The organism is Corallococcus sp. CA047B (assembly GCF_003612065.1).
Taxonomy (GTDB): Bacteria; Myxococcota; Myxococcia; order Myxococcales; family Myxococcaceae; genus Corallococcus; species Corallococcus praedator.
In genome coordinates, this window is record NZ_RAWD01000073.1 from 1 (window position 1) to 23,005 (window position 23,005).

Consider the following 23,005-nt stretch of genomic DNA (forward strand, 5'->3'; position numbering starts at 1 on the left):
GCTGGTAGCCCTCCTGTCCGCGCCGCCTTGTCTGCGCGGGGGGACGGGCGGCGCGGACAGGAGGGCTACCAGCAGCAGTCCCGGAACGAATCGCAGCAGGGGCGGCTTTCGCATGGCCTCACGAAACGACAACGGGACGCCCGAAATGCCCGGGCGCCCCGTTGATTGTGCCACGCCGAGCCGCTTCGGTGAATCAAATGAAGCGGGCCCGGCAGGCTTGCACGGCGTGCAGCGAATTAACCGCCGCAGCTCACGTCGTTGAACGCGTTCGTGGGCTCGCCCGCGACCAGGTTCAGGCCGTTCGGCGTGTCCTCGTCGATGCCGCAGGGGGCCTGGACGACGGCCTCACCAGCGACCGTGGCGGACGTGATGCCCCACGTGTCGCCTTCGGGATCGTTGTCGACGTTGCCGATCGCCGTGGCGCTGAAGAAGCAGTTCGGGCAGTCATCGATGGTGGGGTTCACGCCCACGTTGTTGACCGCGTCCGCGGCGGCGGGAGGCGCGGGGAACTTCAGCGCGTCCTGGCCGATGCAGCCGAGGGTGGCGCCAGCGCGGCGGGCCGTCTGGGTCGCGTCCACCGCGGCGGCGCAGCCCGTCGCCAGGCCGTAGCTGTAGCGGTTGCCGGCCTCGGGATCGAACCCGATGACCGTGAAGTTCACCTGGTACTTGTCCTTCTCACCGAAGTACGCCTTCTGGGCCGTGAAGATGGCCTTCAGGTTCGTCTTCGCCTCCGACTGCTTGGACTTCGCCTGGAAGCGGATGAAGTTCGGGATGGCGATGGCGGCCAGGATGCCGATGATGGCGACCACGATCATCAGCTCGATCAGGGTGAAGCCACCCTTCTTCCGGAAGAGACGGTTCATCATGTTTGGGAACTCCGCGGCAGGCAGAGGGGGGTTGAACGACGTGCGAACTCTTAGCACGAAGAGTGCCACCGCGAACAATCCGGCCAACCGCTCGGATTCCCTCAAAGGGCAGCCCACCTCAGGCGCGGCACGCCTGCTGGCCTGCCAATTTTTGTCACTGACGCTGACGGTTTTCGTCGTCCGCCACGAAGTCGCCAGTGACATGAGCGGCGGGTAGGATTCCCGGCTCCGTGACGTTCACCTACGCGCCGGGCTGGGCCGAGCCCCTCTTCATCCTCTTCCTGTTCTTCCTGGGCCTGTGCTTCGGCTCCTTCCTCAATGTCGTCATCGCGCGCGTGCCGGAAGGGCTGAGCATCGTGCGGCCGGGGTCGCGCTGCCCGAAGTGCGGGCACGTGCTGTCCTGGTACGAGAACATCCCCGTGCTGTCGTGGCTGGGCCTGCGCGGGAAGTGCCGTGGGTGCGGCATGCCCATCTCCCCGCGCTACGTCCTGGTGGAGCTGCTCACGGGCCTCTTGTTCCTCGCGTGCCTCAAGCGCTTCGACTGGGCGTATCCGCTCGTGCCCGCGCTGGTGCTCGTCTGCCTGCTGGTGCCGCTCACCTTCATTGATCTGGAGCACTGGATCCTGCCCTTGTCGCTCACCGTGCCGGGCATCGTGGCGGGCATCGTGCTGGCCATTCCCCTGGGCCAGGACGCGGTGGTGAACGCGGTGGTGGGCGCGTCGGTGGGCTTCCTCACCTTCCGCTTCATGGAGTACGTGGGCTGGAAGGTCTTCAAGAAGGAGGCGCTGGGCGGCGGGGACAAGTTCCTCGTCGCGCTCCTGGGCGCGTTCCTCGGCTGGCAGTCGCTGCTCGGCATCCTCTTCTTCTCGTCGTTCCAGGGCGCCGTCGTGGGCGTGGTGATGCTCGCCCTCACCGGCCGGGCAGGCCCCCGCGGCGAGGAGGAGAAGGTGGATCCGTCCAAGGCCTCTTCCGAGGAGGAGGCGGAGGAGCCCCCGTCCACGATGACGTGGGAGTTCACGAAGCCCGGACTGCCCTGGTGGAAGCGGGTGGCGCTGGTGATTCCGTGCCTGCTCTTCCAGGACATCCCGGATGTGACGCTGGATGAGGAGACGGGCGAGGAGCAGTGGGAGCCGGAGGCCACCAACATCCCGTTCGGTCCGTGGCTGGCGCTGGCGGGGCTGGAGATCCTGCTGCTGGGGCCGTGGCTCTCCCGTGTGTTTCCGGTGGAGGTCGCGATGATGCTCGGGGGGACGCAGTGAGGCGCGTGTCGCCGGTGCGCGGATGAAGTGGCGCATCGCGAGCGTGGCCTTCCTGCTGGGCTCGCTGTCCACGGGCCTGTCCTGGCTCACGCTGCAACCGGTGTTGATCCGCCTGCTGGACGTGGCGCGGCGGCTGGCGGACCCCGGGACGCCGGAGGCGGAAGGCCTGTCGCGCATCCGCACCTTCCTGCCCCTGGCGCTGGGCCTGGACCTGGTGGTGCTGACGGTGCTGGCCTACGTCGTGTTGGACCTCACGGTGGGCCGCCCGCTGCGCGCCACCGAGGCCGCCGTGGAGCAGCTGGGCCGGCTGCAACTGGACGTGCCGCTGGCGGGGCAGGGCGGACCGCTGCTGTCGCGCATCCAGCGCGCGCTGCAGCGCATGGCGGAGGCGCTGCGCCAGGAGCAGGCCCTCACGCGCTCGCAGCTGGAGGCGCTGCGCGAGGCGAACTCCCGGCTCGCGCGGGCGCAGACGGAGCTGGTCGCCTCGGAGCGGCTGGCCACCGTGGGAAAGCTGGCCGCGGGCGTGGCGCACGAGGTGGGCAACCCGCTGGCGGGCATCCTGGGCTACCTCTCCCTGGCGCGCATGAAGGCGGAAGGGCCGGAGGTGAAGGACTTCCTGGAGCGCATCGACCACGAGGTCCTGCGCATCGACCGCATCGTGCGGGGCCTGCTGGACCTGGGGCGCCCCGGCAGCGCACAGCCGGTGCCGGTGGACGTGGGGCAGGTGGTGGAGACGTGCGTGCGCCTGGTGCGCGCCGGCCCGGAGCTGGACCGCGTGGACGTGACGCTGGCCGTGACGCCCGGCCTGCTGGCGCGCGCGGATCCAGGGCCCCTGTCGCAGATCCTCATCAACCTGATGCTCAACGCCGCGCAGGCCATGGGCGGCCAGGGGCAGGTGCGCATCTCCACCCGGCGCGAGGACGCGCTCCTGTTCGTGGAGGTGGAGGACAGCGGTCCGGGCCTGTCGCCGGAGGTGCGCGCGCACCTCTTCGAACCGTTCTTCACCACCAAGGGACGGCAGGGCACCGGCCTGGGGCTCGCGGTGTCGTTGAACCTGGCGCAGGGCATGGGCGGCCGGCTGGAGGCCCGTGACGGCGCGGGGGGCGGCGCTTGCTTCCGGCTGTCGCTTCCCGCCGTCTGATACGCGCTGGGGCGGGTGGGGCGTATGATGCGCCCACCCCCATGTCCCTCTTCCGCACCGTTCTCGTCGCCGACGACGAGCCGTCCATCCGCCACATCCTCACCCTGGTGCTCACCGACAAGGGCTACGAGGTGCGCGCCGTCGCCGACGGCGAAGAGGCCCTGCGCGAGCTGTCCGCGCGCGCCTACGACGTCCTCCTGTGCGACGTGCGCATGCCGAAGCGCGACGGGCTGTCGGTGCTGCGCGCGGCGCTCGTGGACCAGCCGGGCCTCACCGTGGTGGTGATGAGCGCCTACGGTTCGCAGGAGCAGGCGCTGGAGGCGGTGCAGGCGGGGGCGTACGACTACGTCCAGAAGCCCTTCAAGCCGGAGGAGATTGTCTTCGTCCTGCGCAAGGCGGAGGAGCGCGAGCGGCTGCTGCGGGAGAACCGGCGCCTGCACGAGGCCCACCTTCCCGGCGCGTCCCTGGGGCACATCCTGGGGGAGAGCGCCGCGCTCCAGGCGGTGCTCAAGCAGGTGGCGCGCGTGGCCCCGGTGGACACCACCGTGCTCATCTCCGGGGAGAGCGGCACCGGCAAGGAGCTCATCGCGCGCGAGCTGCACGGCAAGAGCCGCCGCTCCGCCATGGCCTTCGTGGCCGTGAACTGCGGCGCCATCCCCCACGGCCTCCTGGAGAGCGAGCTGTTCGGCCACGCCAAGGGCGCCTTCACCGACGCGCGCACCGCCCGCCGGGGCCTGTTCGCGGAGGCTGACGGCGGCACGCTCTTCCTCGACGAGGTGGGCGAGCTGCCCCTGGGCGCGCAGGTGAAGCTCCTGCGCGTGCTGCAGGAGGGGGAGATCCGCCCGGTGGGCGAAAGCCGCGTGGAGCGCGTGGACGTGCGCGTGGTGGCCGCCACGCTGCGCGACCTGGGCCGGCTGGTGGAGAAGGGTGAGTTCCGCGAGGACCTCTACTACCGCCTCAACGTCGTGAACCTCGCCCTGCCGCCCCTGCGCGAGCGCCGCGAGGACATCCCGCTGCTCGCCCGCTCCTTCCTGGGGCGCTTCAACCGCGAGCTCAACCGGGACCCTCCGGTGCAGGGCTTCACCCCGGAGGCGGAGGCCCTGCTCACGGCCTACGCCTGGCCGGGCAACGTGCGCGAGCTGGAGAACGCCATGGAGCGCGCGGTGCTGCTGGAGGAGGGAATCCTGATCGCGCCTGGCAGCCTGCCGGAGAAGCTGTGGGCGGCTTCCGCACCCGCGGCCGCCGGGGCGGTCGCGCCGCTACAGGCCACAGGCGACCTGTCGCTCAAGCGGGCCATCCGGGAGCTGGAGGAGTCCTACATCCGGGCAGCGCTTCGTCGCACGAAGGGCAATCGCACCCGGGCGGCGGAGGTCCTGGACATCAGCCACCGCGCGCTTCTGTACAAGATCAAGGAGTACGGCATTGATCCCGACGCGGAGGCACTCCGGACCTGAAGGAGGGACTTGAAGGGCAGGGGAGGGGCCAGCAGGCGACCCGACCTGGCAGGAATCCTCCGCCGCCATTTGACGGAACGCGGCCGGGGCCGGAAAATCGGGCCTCCGCGGTGGTACGTCAGGGGGCGAGCGGCTGTCGTCGGTCTTTGCGGCGCTCCCCCGTCCGATGGGCGGCCGGGCGCCAAGCACTTTTTAGGAGGGGTATCAAGCCGGTGCTACGCTGGCCGCCTCTCCGATGGAGTTACGCATGGCGAAGGGCAAACTGGCACTTGGGCTGGATATCGGGTCGACGTCGATCAAGATGATCATGCTCAAGGAGCAGCGCAAGCGCGGTGAAGTGGGCTACGCCCTGCAGAGCTTCGGAATGAAACCGCTGCCTCCTGAAGCCATCGTCGACGGCGCCCTGATGAACTCCACGGCCATCGTGCAGGCGGTGCAGGAGCTGATGGCGGAGCTGAAGGTGAAGGGCAAGGACGTCGCCATCGGCGTGTCCGGCCACTCGGTCATCATCAAGAAGATCCAGATGCCCCGCATGAGCCAGGAAGAGCTCGAGGAGAGCATCCAGTGGGAGGCGGAGCAGTACATCCCCTTCGACGTGAAGGACGTGAACATCGACACGCAGATCCTCGACGGCGGCGGCAACGACGCCACCGGTCAGATGGACGTGCTGCTGGTGGCCGCCAAGAAGGACATGATCAACGACTACACCACCGTGGTCTCCGAAGCGGGACTGGCGCCGGTGGTGGTGGACGTGGACGCGTTCGCCGTCCAGAACATGTTCTCCACGAACTACGAGCTGCCGGAGAAGGAGACCGTCGTCCTCATCAACGCCGGCGCCTCCGTGGTGAACATCAACATCATCGCCAACGGCGTGACGGTGTTCACCCGCGACGTGACCATCGGTGGCAACCAGTTCACCGAGGAGATCCAGAAGCAGCTCAACGTCTCCTACGAGGAGGCGGAGGCGCTGAAGATCGGCGGCAACCGCGCGGACGCGGACGCCGTGGTGCCCCAGGACGTGGAGCGGGTGCTCTCCAGCGTGGCGGAGCAGGTTGCCGGTGAAATCCAGCGCTCGCTGGACTTCTACGCGGGCACCGCCGCGGACTCGAACTTCACCAAGGTCTACCTGTCCGGTGGCACCGCGAAGATTCCCGCCCTGTTCAAGACCATCGAGGCGCGGACCGGCGTGCCGGTGGAGATCCTCAACCCGTTCCGGAAGATTGAAGTGGACAACCGCAAGTTCGACCCCGCGTTCATCATGGACGTGGCACCCATGGCCGCGGTGGCAGTGGGACTGGCGCTCCGGCGCCCGGGCGACAAGCTGGGCTGAACCGCTCTGGCCGCGAGGAGATGACGCACATGATGATTCGAATCAATCTGCTGCCCGTCCGGGCGGTGAAGAAGCGCGAGATGGGCCAGCAGGTGCTGGTCATCTACGCCGCGGTCCTGATCGCCGCGGTGGTGGGCAACTACTTCTGGTACGCGGATCGCGATGGCGACCTCACGCGCGCCAAGCAGGGCATCGCCCAGACGAAGGCGAAGATCGCGGAGCTGGAGAAGGTCATCGGAGAGGTGACCAACATCAACACCCGCAAGACCGAGGTGGAGAAGAAGCTCGCCGTGCTGGACACGCTGCGCAAGGGCCGCAACGGGCCGGTGCGCATGCTGGACGCGCTGTCGTCCGCCCTCCCCAAGAAGGTCTGGCTCAAGACCTTCGTGGAGGCCTCCAACAACGTCACCATCAACGGGTCGGCCGTCAGCCACGACGAGGTCGCGGAGCTGATGCGCGGCCTGGGCGGCATGGTGTGGACGCCCAAGGGCATGGGGCGCCTGGTGGAGCAGCGCCGGGATGCCCAGACGTCCCGCGTGGAGCTCTTCAACACGGAGACCGCCTCCGTGGAGGAGTTCCCCGTGGCGGACATCCGGCCGTTCTTCAAGAACATCGAACTGACCAACGCGGTGCAGGCCAAGGCGGCGAACACGCCCGGCGCGCCCACGCTCGTCGACTTCAAGCTCACCCTCACCGCCAACTACGCCATCTAGCAGGCGGCGAAGGACCCCCACGTCATGGACAAATACCTGGATCAGCTCGCGAAGGCCCCGCCGGCGGTGAAGTTCGGCGGACTCGCGGCACTCGTCGTCATCCTGACCGTCGCCAACTTCTTCTTCGCCATCCAGCCGACGGAAGAGGCCATCACCGCCCGGGCGGCGGAGCGCCGCAAGCTGGACCTGGAGCTCGCGGAGAAGAGCGAGATCGCCCAGAACCTCAATGAGCGCCGCCGCGAGATGGACGTGCTGGAGCAGAAGCTGGCGGAGGCCCTCACGGAGCTGCCGGAGCGGCGCGACATGGAAGAGCTGCTCGCGCAGATCAACGACATCGGCAAGAAGTCCGGACTGGAGATCGCCCGCGTGGAGCCTGACAAGGAGTACGTCAGCGGCGGCGAGTTCTTCGCGCGCATCCCCATCAAGATGACGGTGAGCGGCAACTACCACGAGATCGCCATGTTCCTGCAGGAGATGGCGAACATGCGCCGCATCGTGAACGTCAACAACATCAAGTTGGATGGGGCGACGCTGAAGAACGAGAAGGTGGTCCTCCAGAGCAGCTTCCTGGCCACCACGTTCCGCTTCGTCGATCCGAAGGCCGTCGCCGTCGACCCCAAGAAGAAGACCGCAGAGAAGAAGAAAAACTAGAAACTTGATCCGCCCTGCAACTGGGGCGACAAGGGATGACGCGGATGAAGACGTTCAAGTCCACGATGACTGCTGCGGTGCTGGTGCTGACCCTGTCTGCCTGTGGGGAGACGCCCAAGGCCAGCAATGCCTCCGCCAAACCCAAGGCCGCGGCCCCCGCCGTGGCACCGGTGACGGTGAAGGCGGAGGTGTCGACGGTGCCAGGATTCGTCTACACCTACAGTCCCGTGGGCAAGCGGGATCCGTTCCGGAGTCCGCTGGAGGAGCTGGGACCGGTGGCGCGGGATGCACCGGAGCGCGCCTGCAACGAACCCCTGTGCGTGTTCGACCTCGACCAGCTCAAGCTGGTGGCGGTCGTGACGGGGGACGCCAGTCCGCTGGCGATGGTGGAGGATCCGCTGGGCCGGGGCCACATCGTCCGGCGTAACACCCGGGTGGGGCGCCAGGGCGGTAAGGTGACCCAGATCCTCCGGGACTCGGTCACCGTCACCGAGGTCTTCACGGGTGCCAAGGGCGAGCTCATCAGCAATCCGGTGAGCCTGCACCTCAAGGCAGATGGCGTAAAGGACCCCGCCTACAACCTGATGACGGGCAAGAACTGGGAGTAGCGCCCCACGGCGCGCCCGCGGGCAGTCGCCCGCTACCAACTTGTTGAGGGGACGCATGCTCGAGCAGAGCGCTGTGACGAGGGGCAAGTGGATCATGGCGACCGCATGGGCGGTCGTCCTGGCAAGCGCCAAGGTGTACGGCGCGGATCTGAATACGCTGCGCGACCTGCAGGTGTCGCGGACGGGAGCGGGTGCCCAGGTCGTGGTGACCGGGACCCGGCCGCCTACCTTCACCGTCTTCCGGCTCAGTGGGCCGGAGCGGCTGGTGGTGGACCTGTCGTCCGCGGATGCCACGGGCATCAAGGGACACCATGACGGCACCGGTCCGGTGTCCGGCGTGGTGGCCGCCCAGTTCTCCGACGCCCGCGCCAGCGTGGGCCGCGTGCTGGTGGCGCTCGACCAGGCGTCCCAGTACGACGTGCGCGCCGAGGGCAACCGCGTCGTCATCTCCGTGGACGGCTCCCCGGTGGCCCCCGCCGCCGTGACCGCCCAGGCACCCGCGACGCCGAAGCCGGCCGAGCCGGTGGCCGCCGCGCCGAAGCCCGCGGAGCCGGTGGCGGTCGCCGCCGCGCCGAAGCCCGCGCCGGTGAAGGCCGCGCCCGCTCCCGTCGTGGAGGCGATGGTGGCCGTGGTGCCGGAGGAGGGCGCTGCCGCCAAGGCCGCTCCGTCCCAGGCGCCGGGCCGCGAGAACGTGGTCGCCACGGAGGCGGATGAGCGCGAGGTGGCCCACCCGGCCCAGCGCATCACCCGGCTGTCCCTGGACGGCGACGCGCTGCGCGTGGGCACCGATGGCGACATCGCGCGCTACGAGGTCCTGGAGCTGGTGGATCCCCCCCGCCTCGCCGTGGACGTCTACGGCGTGGGCCTGAGCGCGAAGGCGCCCAAGGTGAAGGGCTCCCTGCTCAAGGACGTGCGCGTGGGCGCCCATGAGGACAAGGTGCGCCTGGTCCTCGTGGCCAAGGGCGACATGCCCGCCTACCGCGTGGACCGCTCCGAGCGCGGCCTGGAGGTGGTGCTGGGCGCCGCGGTGGCGCGCAAGCCGAAGCCCTCCACGTCCCGCGACGCGGTGGCGGAGACCGAACCCCTGCGCCCGCAGCCGCTGCCCGTGGAGGCGGCGAAGCCGCAGCCCGCGCCGGCCGTCGTGGCCCAGGCGGCCCCGCAGCCCCAGGTGGTGGAGGTCAAGGACCTGTCCTTCGACGAGAGCGCCTCCGGTGGCCGCGTGCAGCTGAAGCTGTCCGGCGCGACGACGTGGAAGGTGGACCGGCCGGATCCGCGCAGCGCGGTGCTGACGCTGGACAACGCGCGGCTGCCCAAGAAGCTGGAGCGCAGCCTGGACACCAGCGCGCTGGACACGCCGGTGAAGATGATCAGCGCCTTCAGCGTCCCCGGTGAGGGCCGCAAGGTGCGCGTGGTGGTCGCCGCCGACGGCGCCATCGAGGAGAACGTCACCCAGGGTGCCAACACCCTGAGCTGGCGGCTGGACGTGCAGGGCGTGAAGACGGAGGAGGTGGCGGTCACCCAGCGCACCGCCGGCTTCACGGCCGAGGCCCCGGCGTACGCGGCGGAGGGCGCGCCCCAGCAGGCGCGCTACCGTGGCAAGCGCGTGTCCTTCGAGTTCAAGGACATCGAGATCCAGAACCTGCTGCGCGTCATCGCGGAGATCTCCAAGCGCAACATCGTCGTGGCCGACGACGTGTCGGGCCGCGTGACCATCCGCCTGCGCAATGTTCCCTGGGACCAGGCGCTGGATCTCATCCTGCGCACCAAGCAGCTGGGCCAGGAGCAGGTGGGCAACATCATCCGCATCGCGCCCTTGAAGACGCTGGAAGAGGAGGCGCGGCTGCGCCAGGAGCGCAAGAAGTCCCTGCAGCAGCAGGAGGACCTGCTGGTCAGCCTGGTGCCGGTGAACTACGCGGTGGCCGGTGACATGTCGTCGCGGGTGAAGGACGTGCTCAGCGACCGTGGCTCGGTGACGGTGGACACGCGCACCAACGTGCTCATCATCAAGGACATCCGCTCCAACACGGAGAAGGCGCGCGCCCTGGTGCGCAGCCTGGACACGCAGACGCCGCAGGTGCTCATCGAGAGCCGCATCGTGGAGGCGAGCACCACCTTCAGCCGCAACCTGGGCGTGCAGTGGGGCGGTCAGGCGCGCCTGTCGCCGGCGACCGGCAACCCCACCGGCCTCATCTTCCCCAGCACCGTCGGCGTGACGGGTGGCTCTTCGGGCGCGGCTCCGGGCCTCCCGGCGACGCCCAACTTCGCGGTGAACCTGCCGGCGGCCGTGGGCCAGGGCATCGGTGGTGCCATGGGCTTCGCCTTCGGTTCCGCGGGCGGCGCGCTCCAGCTCAACCTGCGCCTGTCGGCGGCGGAGACGGAGGGCGCGGTGAAGACCATCTCGTCGCCCAAGGTCACGACGCTGGACAACAACACGGCCCGCATCAGCCAGGGTCTGTCCATCCCGTTCAGCCAGACGTCGGCGAGCGGCGTGAACACCACCTTCGTCGAAGCGCGTCTGTCCCTGGAAGTCACGCCGCACATCACGCAGGACGGCAGCATCCTCATGTCCATCCAGGCCCAGAACAACCAGCCGGACCCGTCCAACACGGGCGCCAACGGACAGCCGTCCATCCAGCGCAAGGAGGCCAACACGCAGGTCCTGGTGAAGGACGGCGATACCACCGTCATCGGTGGCATCTACGTGCGCCGGGGCAGCACCTCCAGGGACTCGGTGCCCTTCCTGTCGAAGATCCCCGTGCTGGGCTTCTTCTTCCGGAGCACCTCCGAGACCGATGAGCGCCAGGAACTGCTCATCTTCATCACGCCCCGCATCCTCAACCGGCAGACCATCGCGCAGAGCCTCTAGAGGCCTGCCGCCTGATTGGGAGACTCATTCCAATGAAGCCCTTGTTTGTCGCGGCGTCCCTGGCGCTGGGCCTGTGCGGGTGCTCCGAAAGCCCGCCGGTCATTCAAATCCTCTCCAGCCAGGTCCCGAGCGCGGAGTGCTCGCTCGATGATGACTCGGCCTCCCGTGCGGCCGGGTCGCTCAACCTGGCCTACGGTCAAAGCTATGTGCTGGGGCTGTTCGTCAACTCCAGCTACACCAACACCCCGCTGGAGGTGAACGGCGCCCCGTTGGATCCGGAGCCCACCACGGGTGGGCAGGGCACGGCCATCGTGGAGACGGTGGAGCTGTCGTATGAGACGACGCCGAACGTCCGGATCCCCGACCAGACGATCAACTACACGGCGTCCCTCAACCCCGGCTCGGAGCAGAACCGGCTGGTGCTCAGCCTGCTGACCCAGGAGTCCGCGGAGGCCCTGCTGGACGCGGTCTCCCCCGGGGGCGAACCGGTGCAGGTGACCGTCACCATCAAGCTGACGGGCCGCTACGCGGCGGGCAGCGGCTCGTTCGAGTCGAACGATTACGTCTACACCTTCCGGGCCTTCAACCAGGACCAGGGCATTCCCGCCTGCGCTCCGGGAACGGTCGCGGAGCCGGTGGCCCCGTGTGGTTCCTCCGGTGGTCAGGACGGCAACTACCCCACCTGCATCTGACCCGCGGGCGCTCGCCGCCCGCCTGGGATGACCATGTCCTTTCGCACGCACCTTGAATCGGTGGTGAACCAGGTGGACGGAGCCCTCGCGTGCAGCGTGATGGGCTTCGACGGCATCTCCGTGGACACGTTCCAGAAGGACGAGGCCGCGGAGCTGGACGTCACGGGCACCTGGGTGGAGTACGCCAACCTGCTGACGCAGCTGAAGAACGCGGCCGAGTCCCTCAAGACGGGCACGGTCACGGAAGTGAGCGTCAACAGCGAGAAGGTCCTCACCGTGATGCGCCTGCTGACGCCGGACTACTTCCTGGTGCTGGCGCTGCGCGCGGACGGCAACTTCGGCAAGGGCCGTTACGTCCTGCGCGTGACGGCGCCGAATGTGAAGGCGGAGCTGTAGCGGACAGTCGTCCGGGCAGGGGCCGTCCTGCCTGCCCGGCGACGCACCGTGCCGCTGCTTTCCCCTTTGCAGGACTCAGGGCATGGGCTAGACACCCCGGACTTTTCATCGTTTTTGTCTGTCCGAAGGAGTCGGTCCCCATGGCCGGTTTTGTCGATACGTCCGAGTTCCGCAATGGTTTGAAGATCGAGATCGACGGCGAGCCGTTCGTGATCGAGTACTTCCAGCACGTGAAGCCGGGCAAGGGCTCCGCGTTCGTGCGGACCAAGATCCGCAGCCTCATCTCCGGCCGCATGCTGGAGCCCACCATGAAGTCCGGTGACAAGGTGGGTCTGCCCGACATCGAGCAGAAGGACATGGAGTTCCTCTACTCCACGGGCGACGAGTACTACTTCATGGAGAAGAAGACCTTCGAGCAGACCTTCATCACGGCGAAGGTGCTCGGGGACACGAAGAACTTCCTGAAGGAGAACACCCCGGTCGAGGTGCTCTACTACAACGGGAAGGCCATCTCCGTGGGCCTGCCGAACTCGGTGGACCTGAAGGTCACCAAGTGCGATCCGGGCGTGCGCGGCGACACCGTGTCCGGCGCGATGAAGCCCGCCACGATGGAGACCGGCTTCACGGTCAACGTTCCCCTGTTCATCAACGAGGGCGACGTGCTGAAGATCGACACGCGCGAAGGTGGCAAGTACCTCACCCGCGTGTCCACGGCGGGCTAGTCACCGTCCGTCTTCACCTGTCGACACCCGGAGGGGTCTGGAATGGCAACGAAGCGCAAGGCAACCCGGCCGGCCACGCCCGCGAGCGCGGCGTCCGGGCGTGACGCGGGCACCACGTCCCTGGACGTGGAGGCCCTGCGGCAGATCGTGGAGATCCTGGAGGCCTCGGACGTCACCCGGCTGGTGTGGACGCGGGGTCCGGAGAAGCTCTACATCCGCCGCGGTCACGCGCCGGAGACGACCATCGTGCACCACACCGGGTCCTCGGGGCCCGGCGTGACGGTGGCGCCGCCGGTGGAGTACGCCGCGCCCGCGCCCCGTGCGTCCGCGCCCGCAGCGTCCGCGTCCCCCGCGGCGGTGGCCCCGGAGAAGCCGGCGGAGAAGCCGGGCCACCTGGTGACCAGCCCCTTCGTGGGGACGTTCTACCGGACCCCCGCGCCGGACCAGCCCGCGTTCGTGGACGCCGGGTCGGTGGTGCGCAAGGGGCAGGTGCTCTGCATTGTCGAAGCGATGAAGTTGATGAACGAAATCGAATCCGAGGTCTCCGGCAGGATCGCCGAGGTCCTCGTGGAGAACGGTCGCCCGGTGGAGTTCGGCCAGGCGCTGTTCCGCATCGAGCCGGCCTGAGCCCGTTGTTGAAGGTGCGTCCGGCCCGAACTGGGGCCGGATGCGCCCCAGGCCCTCTCAAGGAGCACGGACGTGTTCAAGAAGGTACTGGTCGCCAACCGCGGGGAAATTGCCCTGCGGGTCATCCGCGCATGCCGTGAGCTGGGCATCGCCACCGTGGCGGTGCACTCCACCGCCGACGCCAACGCATTGCACGTGCGCTTCGCGGACGAAGCGGTCTGCATCGGGCCGCCTCCGTCCAAGGAGAGCTACCTCAACGTGCCGCAGCTGCTCTCCGCGGCGGAGATCACCCGCGCGGACGCCATCCACCCGGGCTACGGCTTCCTGTCGGAGAACGCCGAGTTCGCGGAGGTCTGCGAGAACTGCAAGATCCGCTTCATCGGTCCGCGTCCGGAGATGCTCCGGCTGATGGGCAACAAGGTGAGTGCGCGCCGCGCGGCCCGGGAGGCCGGCATGCCGCTGCTCCCCGGCAGCCCCGGCGTGGTGAAGGACCCTCGCGAGGCGGAGGCGTTCGCCAAGGAGATCGGCTTCCCGGTCATCCTCAAGGCGGCGGCGGGCGGTGGCGGCAAGGGCATGAAGATCGTCCGCGAGCCGGGTGTGCTCGCGCAGGCGTTCTCCACCGCGCAGGCGGAGGCCCTGGCCAGCTTCTCCAACGGCGACCTCTACATCGAGCGGTACGTGGAGAAGCCGCGCCACATCGAAATCCAGATCGTCGCGGACGAGCACGGCAACATCATTCACCTCAACGAGCGCGAGTGTTCGGTGCAGCGCCGGCACCAGAAGCTCATCGAGGAGTGCCCGTCGCCCGCGCTCACGCCGGAGCTTCGCCAGAAGATGGGCGAGGTGTCCGTCAACGCGATGAAGAAGCTGCGCTACAACAACGTGGGCACCATCGAGTACCTGCTCGACGAGCACGGGCAGTTCTACTTCATGGAGATGAACACCCGCATCCAGGTGGAGCACCCCGTGACGGAGCTGGTCATGGGCGTGGACCTGGTGCGCGAGCAGATCCGCATGGCCTACGGCGAGCCCCTGCGCTTCAAGCAGGAGGACATCCAGATCCGCGGGCACGCCATCGAGTGCCGGGTGAACGCGGAGGACCCCGTCACCTTCGCGCCCTGGCCGGGGAAGATCACCGGCTACAGCGTGCCGGGCGGCTACGGCGTGCGGGTGGACTCGGCGGCGTACGAGAACTACACGGTGCTGCCGCACTACGACAGCCTGTTGTCCAAGCTCATCGTCCACGCGGAGGACCGCGAGACGGCCATCCGCCGCATGCAGCGGGCACTCTCCGAGTACGTGGTGGAGGGCATCCGCACCAACATCCCGTTCCACCGGGCCGCGCTGGCGGAGGAGGCCTTCCAGGAGGGCAACTACGACACGCGCTTCGTGGAGCGCCTGCTGGCCAGCGAGACCGGGTCCCGGCGGCTGCGCAAGGCCGTGGAAGAGACGCCGTAGCGCACGCAGGGTCCGCACCGGGCAGCCCGCCGGGCGGACGACCGTCCGGGCGGGTGATCCGCCCCGGGGGGATGGCAGGCTGTTTCTTGACCCGCGTCGGAGGATTCCGTTAGCCTCCGAACCTCCCCCCCAGAGAAGGACTGAAACCCGCGAAGTTCCTCGGGGTTTCTGCCTGTCGGAAGCGCTCGCTCGATGGACAAGAACAAGATCATCGAAGCCGCCGCGAAGCTGGTCGCGAAGGGCGCGTACGACAAGGCCATCAAGGAGTACCAGAAGGTCCTGGAGGTCGACCCGAAGGACATCCGGGTCCTCCAGAAGATGGGGGAGCTGTACCAGAAGAAGAATGACAACGCGCAGGCGGCGCACTTCTTCACCAAGGTCGCGGAGAGCTACTCCTCGGACGGCTTCTTCCTCAAGGCCGTCGCCCTCTACAAGCAGGTCCTCAAGCTCAACCCGAATCTGCTGGAGGTGAACCTCAAGCTGGCGGAGCTGCACCAGCAGCTGGGGTTGATGTCGGAGGCGATGGCGTACTTCCAGATCGTCGCCAACCACTACGACAAGGCCGGCGATACCAAGGCGAGCCTCGACACCCTCAAGAAGATGGTGGATCTCGACCCGGAGAACGTGGCGTCGAAGATCAAGCTCGCGGAGCTGTACGCGCGCGAGAGCATGACGAAGGAGGCGGCGCAGGAGTTCAAGCGCGCCGCCGAGTACCTCAAGCGCAACAGCCGCGCGGACGACTGGCTTCGCGTCGCGGAGCGGCTCTCCGCGCTGGAGCCGGACAACCTGCCGCTGGCCAAGGAGCTGGCCGCGTCGTACCTGCAGCGCGGCGACCAGAAGCGCGCGCTCGCCAAGCTCCAGGTGTGCTTCAAGGCGGACGGCCGCGACGTGGAGACGCTGACGCTCCTGGCGCAGGCGTTCCAGGGGCTGGGCCAGGTCTCCAAGACGGTGTCCGTCTACAAGGAGCTGGCGAAGATCCACCAGGAGCGCGGTCGCACCGCCGAGTCCGAGGGCGTGTGGACGCAGATCGAGCTGTTGGATCCGCAGGATCCGGACCTGCTCGCGCGCCGCGGGCCCGTGGACGAACCGGAGCCGGAGCCCGCGCCCGTTTCAGCGCAGGAGGATGACGCGCCCCAGTGGAACGCGCCCGCCGCCGCGCAGCCTTCGCGTCCCGCGCCCGCCGCGCCGCCCCCGGCCGCCGTGGCGCCGCCTCCCGCGGGGATGAGCCGCGAGCAGCTGGCGAAGCTGCTGACGGAGACCGACGTCTACGTGAAGTACGGGCTCCACGACAAAGCGCTCGAGCACCTCCGCAAGGTGTTCGCGGTGGATCCGGAGAACCTGGACGCGCACGAAAAGGCGTACCACATCTACGTGGCGGCCAATAACGGCGCGCAGGCGTCGGAGCAGCTGCTCAACGTGCTGCGCCTGTGCACGCGCCGCGCGGACGTGCAGCGCGCGCAGCCGTACCTGGCGAGCATCCTCCAGGAGAACCCTGCGCACCCGGAGGTGCCGGCCTTCCTGTCCGTGCTGCGCGCGGAGGGTGGGGTGGTGGCGCCGGTGGCCGCGCCGGGCGTGGAGTCGCTGGAGGAGGACGCCATCCTGGTGGACTCCAACGACGATGAGATCCTCGTCGCGGAGCCGCCGGACGACGCGCTCGCGCAGCCCGAGGGCGACGAGCTGGCGCTGGCGGCGCTGAGCCACGGGACGGACTCGGATGAGATCGTCGACGACGAGGTCGCAGAGACCACGTTGAGCGGCGAGGAGGCGGTGATGGGGGAGCCCATCAGCTCCTCCGAGAACGCCATCTACGACCTGCCCCCGCAGGACGACCTGGTCGTCGGCTCGGACGACGACGCGCTGGTGCTGGCGGACGAGCCGGGCCTGGGGGATTCCCAGTCCGGCTTCGAGGACGAGCCGCTGGTGGGCCCGGACGACGCGCTGTCGTACGCGGCGGATTCGTTCGACGACCCCTCTGGCGGCGACGAGCCCATGGTGCTCGCGGACGACGCGGGCGGCATGTCGCTGGGCGACGAGGAGGAGCCGCCGCCCACGCGCGTGCTGTCCCCGTCGCGCGCGCTGCTCAACGAGGCCGCGCCGGACACGCTGCAGGTCGCGACCCTGGACGACGAGGATGCGGCGTTCTCCGACCCCGGCATGTCGCTGGGCGAGGACGACGACGCGCCCACGCGCGTGGGGCTGGCGCCGCTGGATGCATCCGCGCTGGAGGACGGCGGCCTGGAGGAGTACGCCGCTCCGGACTCCTACGACGCGGGCTCGCAGCTGGGCGACGACGACGACGAGCCCACCGCCGCGCACCTCGTGCTCGCGCCGCTGGACACGACGGGCTACGACGAGCCGGAGCCCGAGCCGGAGCCCGAGGCGCTGGCGGATACGCCGGAGCCCGAGCCCGAAGCGGAGCCGGAGGAGGAGCCCGCCGCCGAGGAGTGCGACGAGGCGTCGTTCTTCCTGGACCAGGGGCTGCTCGAAGAGGCGCGGGAGATTTTGGAGACCATCGCCATCGCCTTCCCGGGCCACGTGCGCGCCGGGGAGCTGATGGCGCGGCTGGAGGAGGCGGAGGCCGGTGGTGGCGCGGCCCCCGAGGACGACGCTCCGGCGGAGCCCCTGTCGGTGCCGTCCGTGCAGCCGGTGACGGAGGCGTCGCTCGGCGAGGAGTCCGGCGGCGACGCGTTCGACCTGGCGGCGCAGCTGGCCGGCGAGCTGGACGACCTGGGCGGCGAGTCGCTGGCGGCGGTGCCCCCTGCGGACGAGGACTTCCAGTACTCGGTGGACGAGGTCTTCGCCGAGTTCAAGAAGGGCCTGGCGAAGGTGGTGAAGCCCGAGGACGTGGACACGCACTACGACCTGGGCATCGCCTACAAGGAGATGGGCCTGCTGGACGACGCCGTCCACGAGTTCGAGGTGGCGCGCCAGGGCAGCGCGGGCACGAAGCGCGAGCTGGACTGCCTGACGATGATTGGCATGCTCCACACGCTGCGCGGCCGCCCGGACGAGTCCGTCCAGGTGTTCAAGGAAGGCCTGGGCAACGTGCTCGCGGTGGGGGAGGTCGCCAAGGCCCTGGGCTTCGAGCTGGCGAGCGCCTACGACGCGCTCAACGAACCGGGCAAGGCGCTCTTCCACTTCCAGCGCGTGGCCGCCATGGACGCGAAGTACCGCGACGTGGGGTCGCAGGTGACGCGCCTGTCGGCGGTGACCGCGCCCGAGGATGACCCGCTGCCCCGAGCCGGAAGCAAGGCGCCCGCCGCCACTCCGACGCCGGTGCCTGCCGCGGGCGCGCCGAAGGCTCGTAAAGTAGGGTACGTGTAGCGCGTCCCCGCGAGGCCCGGCGAGCCCATGACGACCTACCTCGATTTCTTCGAACTCACCCAGGAGCCGTTCTCCAACGCTCCGGTGAGCCGCTTCTATTACAACTCCGCGCAGCACTCGCAGGCCCTCACCCGGCTGATGCACGCCGTGGGTTACATGAAGGGCCTGTCCATCCTCGTGGGCGACATCGGCGCGGGCAAGACGACGCTCGCCCGGCGCATGCTCGACTCGCTGCCCGAGTCCGAATACGAGGCCGCGCTGCTGGTCATCATCCACTCGGGCATCACCGCCCAGTGGCTGCTGCGCCGCATCGCGCTCCAGTTGGGCGTGGAGAATCCGGCCCAGGAGAAGCTGGCGCTGCTGTCGCAGCTCTACCAGCGCCTGCTGCAAATCTACGAGTCCGGCAAGAAGGCCGTCGTCCTCATCGACGAGGCGCAGATGCTGGAGACGCGCGAGATCATGGAGGAGTTCCGGGGGCTGCTGAACCTGGAGGTCCCCGAGCGCAAGCTCATCTCCTTCGTCTTCTTCGGCCTGCCGGAGATTGAAAAGAACCTGAAGCTGGACCCGCCGCTCGCCCAGCGCGTGGCGCTCCGCTACAAGTTGGAGCCCTTCACGGCGGAGTCCACCGAGGCCTACGTGAAGCACCGGCTGCGGCTGGCCGGGTGCCCGCGGATGCCCTTCACGCCAGAGGCGCTGCTGGCCGTGCACGAGCACTCTGGTGGCACGCCGCGCGTCATCAACACCCTGTGCGACAACGCCCTCTTCGAGGCGTTCCTCGCGCGGCAGGAGTCCATCGACGCGGAGCTGGTACACCGCATCGGGACGAACCTGGGCCTGAAGGGTGGCTCGGCTGCCTCCCAGGAGAGCGAGCGGGCGAGCGCGCCCGCCTCGTCGCTGCCCCGGACGGCGAACACGAAAATCGATCTGGCGGAGATCGACCGCTACCTCGAGGGACTCGGTAAGCTCTAGGGGCTTGTCTCCCCCCAGCCGCAACGGTGCGCGCAAGGCGCTGCTGTTGATGCTCCTCGCGGTGTCGGGGAGCATCCTGCTGTTGCGCCAGCCGTTCACCTGGGACGCCGCCTGCACGGTGGCGCGCAGGAACCTGCCGGGCCTGCTGGGCCTGGACGTCGGCATTGGCCGGTGTGAGTTGGATCCGCTGGGCTCGCGCGTGGTGCTGCGCGGCGTGTCGGTGTTCGCGCCCGGTTCGGACACGCCGCTGTTCGCCGCGGACGAGGCGGAGGTGGGGCTGGGCTTCCTGTCGCCCCTGTCCCGCCGCTTCGTGCTGGGCCGCGTGAGCGTGCGCCATCCGCGCGTGGTGTTGGACCTGTCCAAGCCTTCCCCCGACAAGCCCGCTTCGGACGGCACGTGCCCGCTCACGCCGCTGGAGCGCGTGGGCGTGGGGCGCATGAGCATCACCGGCGCGGAGGTGCGGCTGGCGCTGCCCGAGGGCCGCAGCGTGGAGGTGGAGAACCTGGACGTGGGGTGGGTGGAGCGCTGGGGCGTGATGGAGCTGGAGGTCGGCGCCCGGCGGGGCGTGGTGCGCCTGGGCGCGGGCGGCGGTGAGCTGGCGCTGGGGCAACTGGCCTTCACCGGCGCGTTGGATCCGGACGAGGGGCTGCTCGACGTGGAGCGCGCGGAGGTGACGCTCGACGACATCACCGCCACGGTGTCCGGACGGGTGGAGACGCTGTGCCATCCCACGCTCGCGCTGGACGCGCAGGTGTTCCTGCCGCTGCGCACGCTGTCTCAGGCGAAGCTCCTGCCTCGTCCCGCCACCGGGCATTTGTGGACGCGCCTGTCGCTGTCCGGGAAGCCCTCCGCGCTGGCGGTGGGCGCGGACGTGTCCGCGAGCAACCTGGCCTATGAGCAGTACGGCCCGCTGAGCCTCACCGCGCGCCTGTCGTACGCGGGGGACCGCGTGCGCGTGGAGTCGCTGGAGGCCCCGCTGGGTGGGGGCAAGGTGAAGCTGTCCGGCGCGCTCAAGCTCACGCCGGAGCTGCCGGTGGAGCTGACGCTCCAGACGGAGGAGGCGTCGTTCGGGCGCATCCTGGAGCGCGCGGGCGTGGCCGGGTCCTGGGTGGACTTCCCCGCGTCCGCGAACGCGCACCTCACCGGCACGCTGCTGCCCCGGCCCTCGCTGTCCGGGCCGTTGGACCTGAGAACCGGCCACTTCACGCTGGCCACGCGCGCGTTCGATGCGCCGGCGCGCGCCGGCAAGACGCTGCTCACCTTCGACAAGGGCCGCGCGCAGACGACCGTGAAGCTGCAGAGCGACCGCGTGTCCTTCTCCCGGCTCACGGTGGAGTCGGGCAAGTCCCGCGTGCACGGCGAGGTGACGCTGTACTTCGACACCGCGCGGGGGCTGGACATCCAGGGCAACGGCGAGGTGGAGCTGTCGGACTTCGGCCACATCGCGGAGCTGCCGTGGGCCGGACGCGGGTCGGTGAACTACTCCGTCGTGGGGCCGCTCGCCGACGTGAAGGTGGACGCGTCGCTGTCGCTGCGCGACTTCGTCTTCTGGGGCTTCAACCTGGGCGTGACGCAGGGGAAGCTGTCGTACTCCAAGGGCGTCCTGTCGTTCCCCTCGCTCACCGGGCAGAAGGGGCGCACGCAGTACTTCGGCAAGGGCGCGCTCACGTTCGCGCGGCTGTTGCACCTGCGCCTGGACCTGAACGTGCCGCAGGGGCGCACCGAGGACCTGGTGGACCTGGTGGCGGGCCTGAGTCCGTCCATCGCGGTGATCCAGGGACAGTTCGGCGGCGCGGCCTCCGGGCGCGTGGAAATAGACAGCCCGCTGGAGAAGCTGGAGGGGCTGGTGGCCTTCGACCTGAAGGACACCACGTACCTGGGGCGGCGGCTCGGCGCGGGCGCCGCGCGGCTGCGCTTCGTGGATGGCAAGGAGATGGTGCTGGAGCGCACCGTGCTGGACGGCCGGCTGGGGCGCACCTGGGTGGAGGGCACCTTCGCCTTCGCGGGCGGACTGGACTACCGCTTCGGCGGAGAGAACCTGTCGTTGTCGGAGGCCGTGGGCCCGGAGACCGCGGAGGAAATGGGCATCCAGGGCACGCTGGCGCTCGCGGGCACCGTGGCGGGCACGGCGGACAAGCCGGACATCCGGGCCACGCTGAAGGGCCCGCGCATCACCTTCGCGTCACGCGACCTGGGCGCCATGGACCTGACGCTGCACCAGGACGGCAAGGCGCTGCGCATCACCGGCCATCCGTTCCGCGACGCGCAGGGCTCACTGTCCATGACGGTGAAGGAGCCCTACCTCTTCGAGTCCACGCTGGACCTGCTGCTGCCCGAAATCCGCCCGCTGCTGCCCCAGGTGCCGGCGCTCGCGGGCGTCACCGGGACGCTCGCGGGGCGGGTGACGCTGCAGGGCCCGCTGCTGCAGCCGGACGCGTACCAGGTGGCGGCCACGCTGCGGGAGCTGACGCTGGCCCGGGGCGACCTGCGCGGGCGCAACCAGGCGCCCATCGTGCTGGCCTACGCCGGAGGCCGGCTGGACGTGCAGCCCTTCCGCTTCAGCGGCGCGTCGGTGGACGTGACGCTGGGCGGGTGGATGAGCCGGACCCGGATGAACATGAGCCTGCGCGAGGGGCGCATGGACGTGCGGCTGCTGGAGCCGCTCCTGCCGGGCATGGAGCGCGTGGGCGGCCAGCTGCGCGTGGACGCGGAGGCCACCGGCCCGCTGGACGCGCCGTCGGTGGTGGGCACCGCGGAGCTGTCCGACGTGCGGATGTCCATGCGCGACCTGCCGCTCACCGTGCGCGCCATGTCCGGACGCCTGGAGATGACGGGCCAGCGCGTGCTGCTGGAGCACCTGCAGGCGCAGGTGAACGAGGGGCAGGTGTCCGCGCGAGGCGACATCCGGCTGGAGCGCTTCGTGCCCAAGCGGCTGGCGCTGACGCTGCAACTGGACGCGGTGCCGTACCGGATGACGGAGGACCTGCCGCTCACCGTGTCCGGCCTGCTTCAGGTGGTGGGTCCGCCCACCGGGCCCACCGTCACGGGTGGGCTGGACATCGTCAAGCTGCGCTACCAGAAGCCGCTGGACATCGAATCGCTGCTCAAGACGATGCAGAAGAAGCCGTCGCTCGCGATGGGTGGCGGCGGCGAGCGCGCCCGGGACGCCTTCTTCACCTGGGACGTCAACGTGCACTTCGGCGACGTGCGCGTGGACAACAACCTGGCGAAGGCGCGGCTGCTGGGCGACGTGCGGCTCACCGGCACGGACGTGCGGCCGGGCCTGCTGGGGCGGGTGGAGGCGGCGGAAGGCAGCCAGGCGTTCTTCCGCAACAACCTCTTCACCATCGACCAGGGGCAGCTGGAGTTCCGCGACGCGTCCGGCATCGACCCGGTGTTCGAGGTGCAGGCGCAGACGCAGGTGCGCGAGTTCGTGGTGAAGCTGCACGCGTTCGGCCGGCCGGCCAACCCCCTCATCGTGCTGTCGTCGGAGCCAGTGCTGACCGAAGGCGACATCCTGTCGCTGTTGACGCTGGGTGTGACGAGCGCGGACAAGGACACGGCGGCGTCGGCGAGCTACGGTCTGGCGGCGGAGGCGCTGTTCAACGTCTCCGGCCTCGATCGGCAGGTGCGCCGCTTCCTGCCCAGCAACCCCGTTCTCAGGGATTTGTCCCTGCAGATCGCCACCACCTACAACGACGCCACCCGGCAGGCGGAGCCCACCGCACAACTGGAGTCGAAGTTCCTCTCCGAGCAGCTTAAAATCGGGATGACCCAACCGGTGAGTGGGCGTGGTACCCGGGCACGCGCTGAGTATCGCTTCGACGACCGTCTTTCCGCACAGGCCCAGTGGGACAACGAGAACAGCCAGGCGTCGTTCGGAAACCTCGGGCTCGAGCTGAAGCTGGGCTGGGAGGTCGAGTAGCCGC

At 69.3% G+C, this 23,005-nt stretch carries 18 protein-coding genes; 17 read left to right on the forward strand and 1 reads right to left on the reverse strand.

The window, feature by feature from the left end; all coding sequences use genetic code 11:
* Positions 1 to 236: 236 nt before the first annotated feature.
* Positions 237 to 866: a type IV pilin protein gene (locus D7X74_RS14215; protein ID WP_120533492.1), complete on the reverse strand. Its 630-nt coding sequence runs from the start codon at positions 864 to 866 to the stop codon at positions 237 to 239.
* Between the two features lie 31 nt (positions 867 to 897).
* On the opposite strand from D7X74_RS14215, the gene D7X74_RS44205 reads away from it, so the two are divergent.
* The 17 genes from D7X74_RS44205 (at position 898) to D7X74_RS14295 (ending at position 23,001) form a co-directional block, all read left to right on the forward strand.
* Entirely contained in the window at positions 898 to 1,083 is a 186-nt protein-coding gene (locus D7X74_RS44205; RefSeq protein WP_147446567.1) for a hypothetical protein, read from the forward strand.
* A gap of 13 nt (positions 1,084 to 1,096) precedes the next feature.
* Positions 1,097 to 2,125, forward strand: a complete 1,029-nt coding sequence (locus tag D7X74_RS14220) for an A24 family peptidase (RefSeq protein WP_120533493.1) — start codon at positions 1,097 to 1,099, stop codon at positions 2,123 to 2,125.
* Positions 2,126 to 2,147: 22 nt separating this feature from the next.
* A complete protein-coding gene (locus D7X74_RS14225) occupies positions 2,148 to 3,266 on the forward strand; it encodes a sensor histidine kinase (protein ID WP_120533494.1) in 1,119 nt (372 codons plus the stop codon).
* A gap of 41 nt (positions 3,267 to 3,307) precedes the next feature.
* Positions 3,308 to 4,720: a sigma-54 dependent transcriptional regulator gene (locus tag D7X74_RS14230; protein WP_120533495.1), complete on the forward strand. Its 1,413-nt coding sequence runs from the start codon at positions 3,308 to 3,310 to the stop codon at positions 4,718 to 4,720.
* Between the two features lie 247 nt (positions 4,721 to 4,967).
* Positions 4,968 to 6,050 (forward strand): type IV pilus assembly protein PilM, encoded by a 1,083-nt coding sequence (gene pilM / locus D7X74_RS14235; protein WP_120533496.1) that lies wholly within the window; start codon positions 4,968 to 4,970, stop codon positions 6,048 to 6,050.
* 29 nt (positions 6,051 to 6,079) lie between these two features.
* Entirely contained in the window at positions 6,080 to 6,763 is a 684-nt protein-coding gene (locus tag D7X74_RS14240) for a PilN domain-containing protein (RefSeq protein ID WP_120533497.1), read from the forward strand.
* Between the two features lie 24 nt (positions 6,764 to 6,787).
* Complete coding sequence (locus D7X74_RS14245) at positions 6,788 to 7,414, forward strand: type 4a pilus biogenesis protein PilO (RefSeq protein ID WP_120533498.1); 627 nt, start codon at positions 6,788 to 6,790, stop codon at positions 7,412 to 7,414.
* Positions 7,415 to 7,458: 44 nt separating this feature from the next.
* Positions 7,459 to 8,022, forward strand: coding sequence for a pilus assembly protein PilP (locus D7X74_RS14250; protein WP_199732732.1), 564 nt, complete (start codon positions 7,459 to 7,461; stop codon positions 8,020 to 8,022).
* Between the two features lie 55 nt (positions 8,023 to 8,077).
* Positions 8,078 to 10,888 (forward strand): type IV pilus secretin PilQ, encoded by a 2,811-nt coding sequence (gene pilQ, locus D7X74_RS14255; RefSeq protein ID WP_120533500.1) that lies wholly within the window; start codon positions 8,078 to 8,080, stop codon positions 10,886 to 10,888.
* Between the two features lie 32 nt (positions 10,889 to 10,920).
* Positions 10,921 to 11,580 carry a hypothetical protein gene (locus D7X74_RS14260; RefSeq protein ID WP_120533501.1) on the forward strand — a complete coding sequence of 220 codons (660 nt, stop codon included), beginning with the start codon at positions 10,921 to 10,923 and terminating at the stop codon, positions 11,578 to 11,580.
* Between the two features lie 33 nt (positions 11,581 to 11,613).
* Positions 11,614 to 11,976 (forward strand): hypothetical protein, encoded by a 363-nt coding sequence (locus D7X74_RS14265; protein WP_120533513.1) that lies wholly within the window; start codon positions 11,614 to 11,616, stop codon positions 11,974 to 11,976.
* A 140-nt stretch (positions 11,977 to 12,116) separates the two neighbouring features.
* Positions 12,117 to 12,698: an elongation factor P gene (efp, locus tag D7X74_RS14270; RefSeq protein ID WP_120533502.1), complete on the forward strand. Its 582-nt coding sequence runs from the start codon at positions 12,117 to 12,119 to the stop codon at positions 12,696 to 12,698.
* 42 nt (positions 12,699 to 12,740) lie between these two features.
* Positions 12,741 to 13,325, forward strand: a complete 585-nt coding sequence (gene accB / locus D7X74_RS14275) for an acetyl-CoA carboxylase biotin carboxyl carrier protein (protein WP_120533503.1) — start codon at positions 12,741 to 12,743, stop codon at positions 13,323 to 13,325.
* A gap of 72 nt (positions 13,326 to 13,397) precedes the next feature.
* The gene (gene accC, locus D7X74_RS14280) at positions 13,398 to 14,783 is read left to right on the forward strand and encodes an acetyl-CoA carboxylase biotin carboxylase subunit (RefSeq protein ID WP_120533504.1); all 1,386 of its coding nucleotides are present in this window, start codon (positions 13,398 to 13,400) and stop codon (positions 14,781 to 14,783) included.
* A gap of 192 nt (positions 14,784 to 14,975) precedes the next feature.
* Positions 14,976 to 18,107 carry a lipopolysaccharide assembly protein LapB gene (locus D7X74_RS14285; RefSeq protein WP_120533505.1) on the forward strand — a complete coding sequence of 1,044 codons (3,132 nt, stop codon included), beginning with the start codon at positions 14,976 to 14,978 and terminating at the stop codon, positions 18,105 to 18,107.
* A gap of 27 nt (positions 18,108 to 18,134) precedes the next feature.
* Entirely contained in the window at positions 18,135 to 19,076 is a 942-nt protein-coding gene (locus tag D7X74_RS14290; protein ID WP_120533506.1) for an ExeA family protein, read from the forward strand.
* Positions 19,077 to 19,125: 49 nt separating this feature from the next.
* Positions 19,126 to 23,001, forward strand: a complete 3,876-nt coding sequence (locus tag D7X74_RS14295) for a translocation/assembly module TamB domain-containing protein (RefSeq protein WP_199741825.1) — start codon at positions 19,126 to 19,128, stop codon at positions 22,999 to 23,001.
* Positions 23,002 to 23,005: the final 4 nt, after the last annotated feature.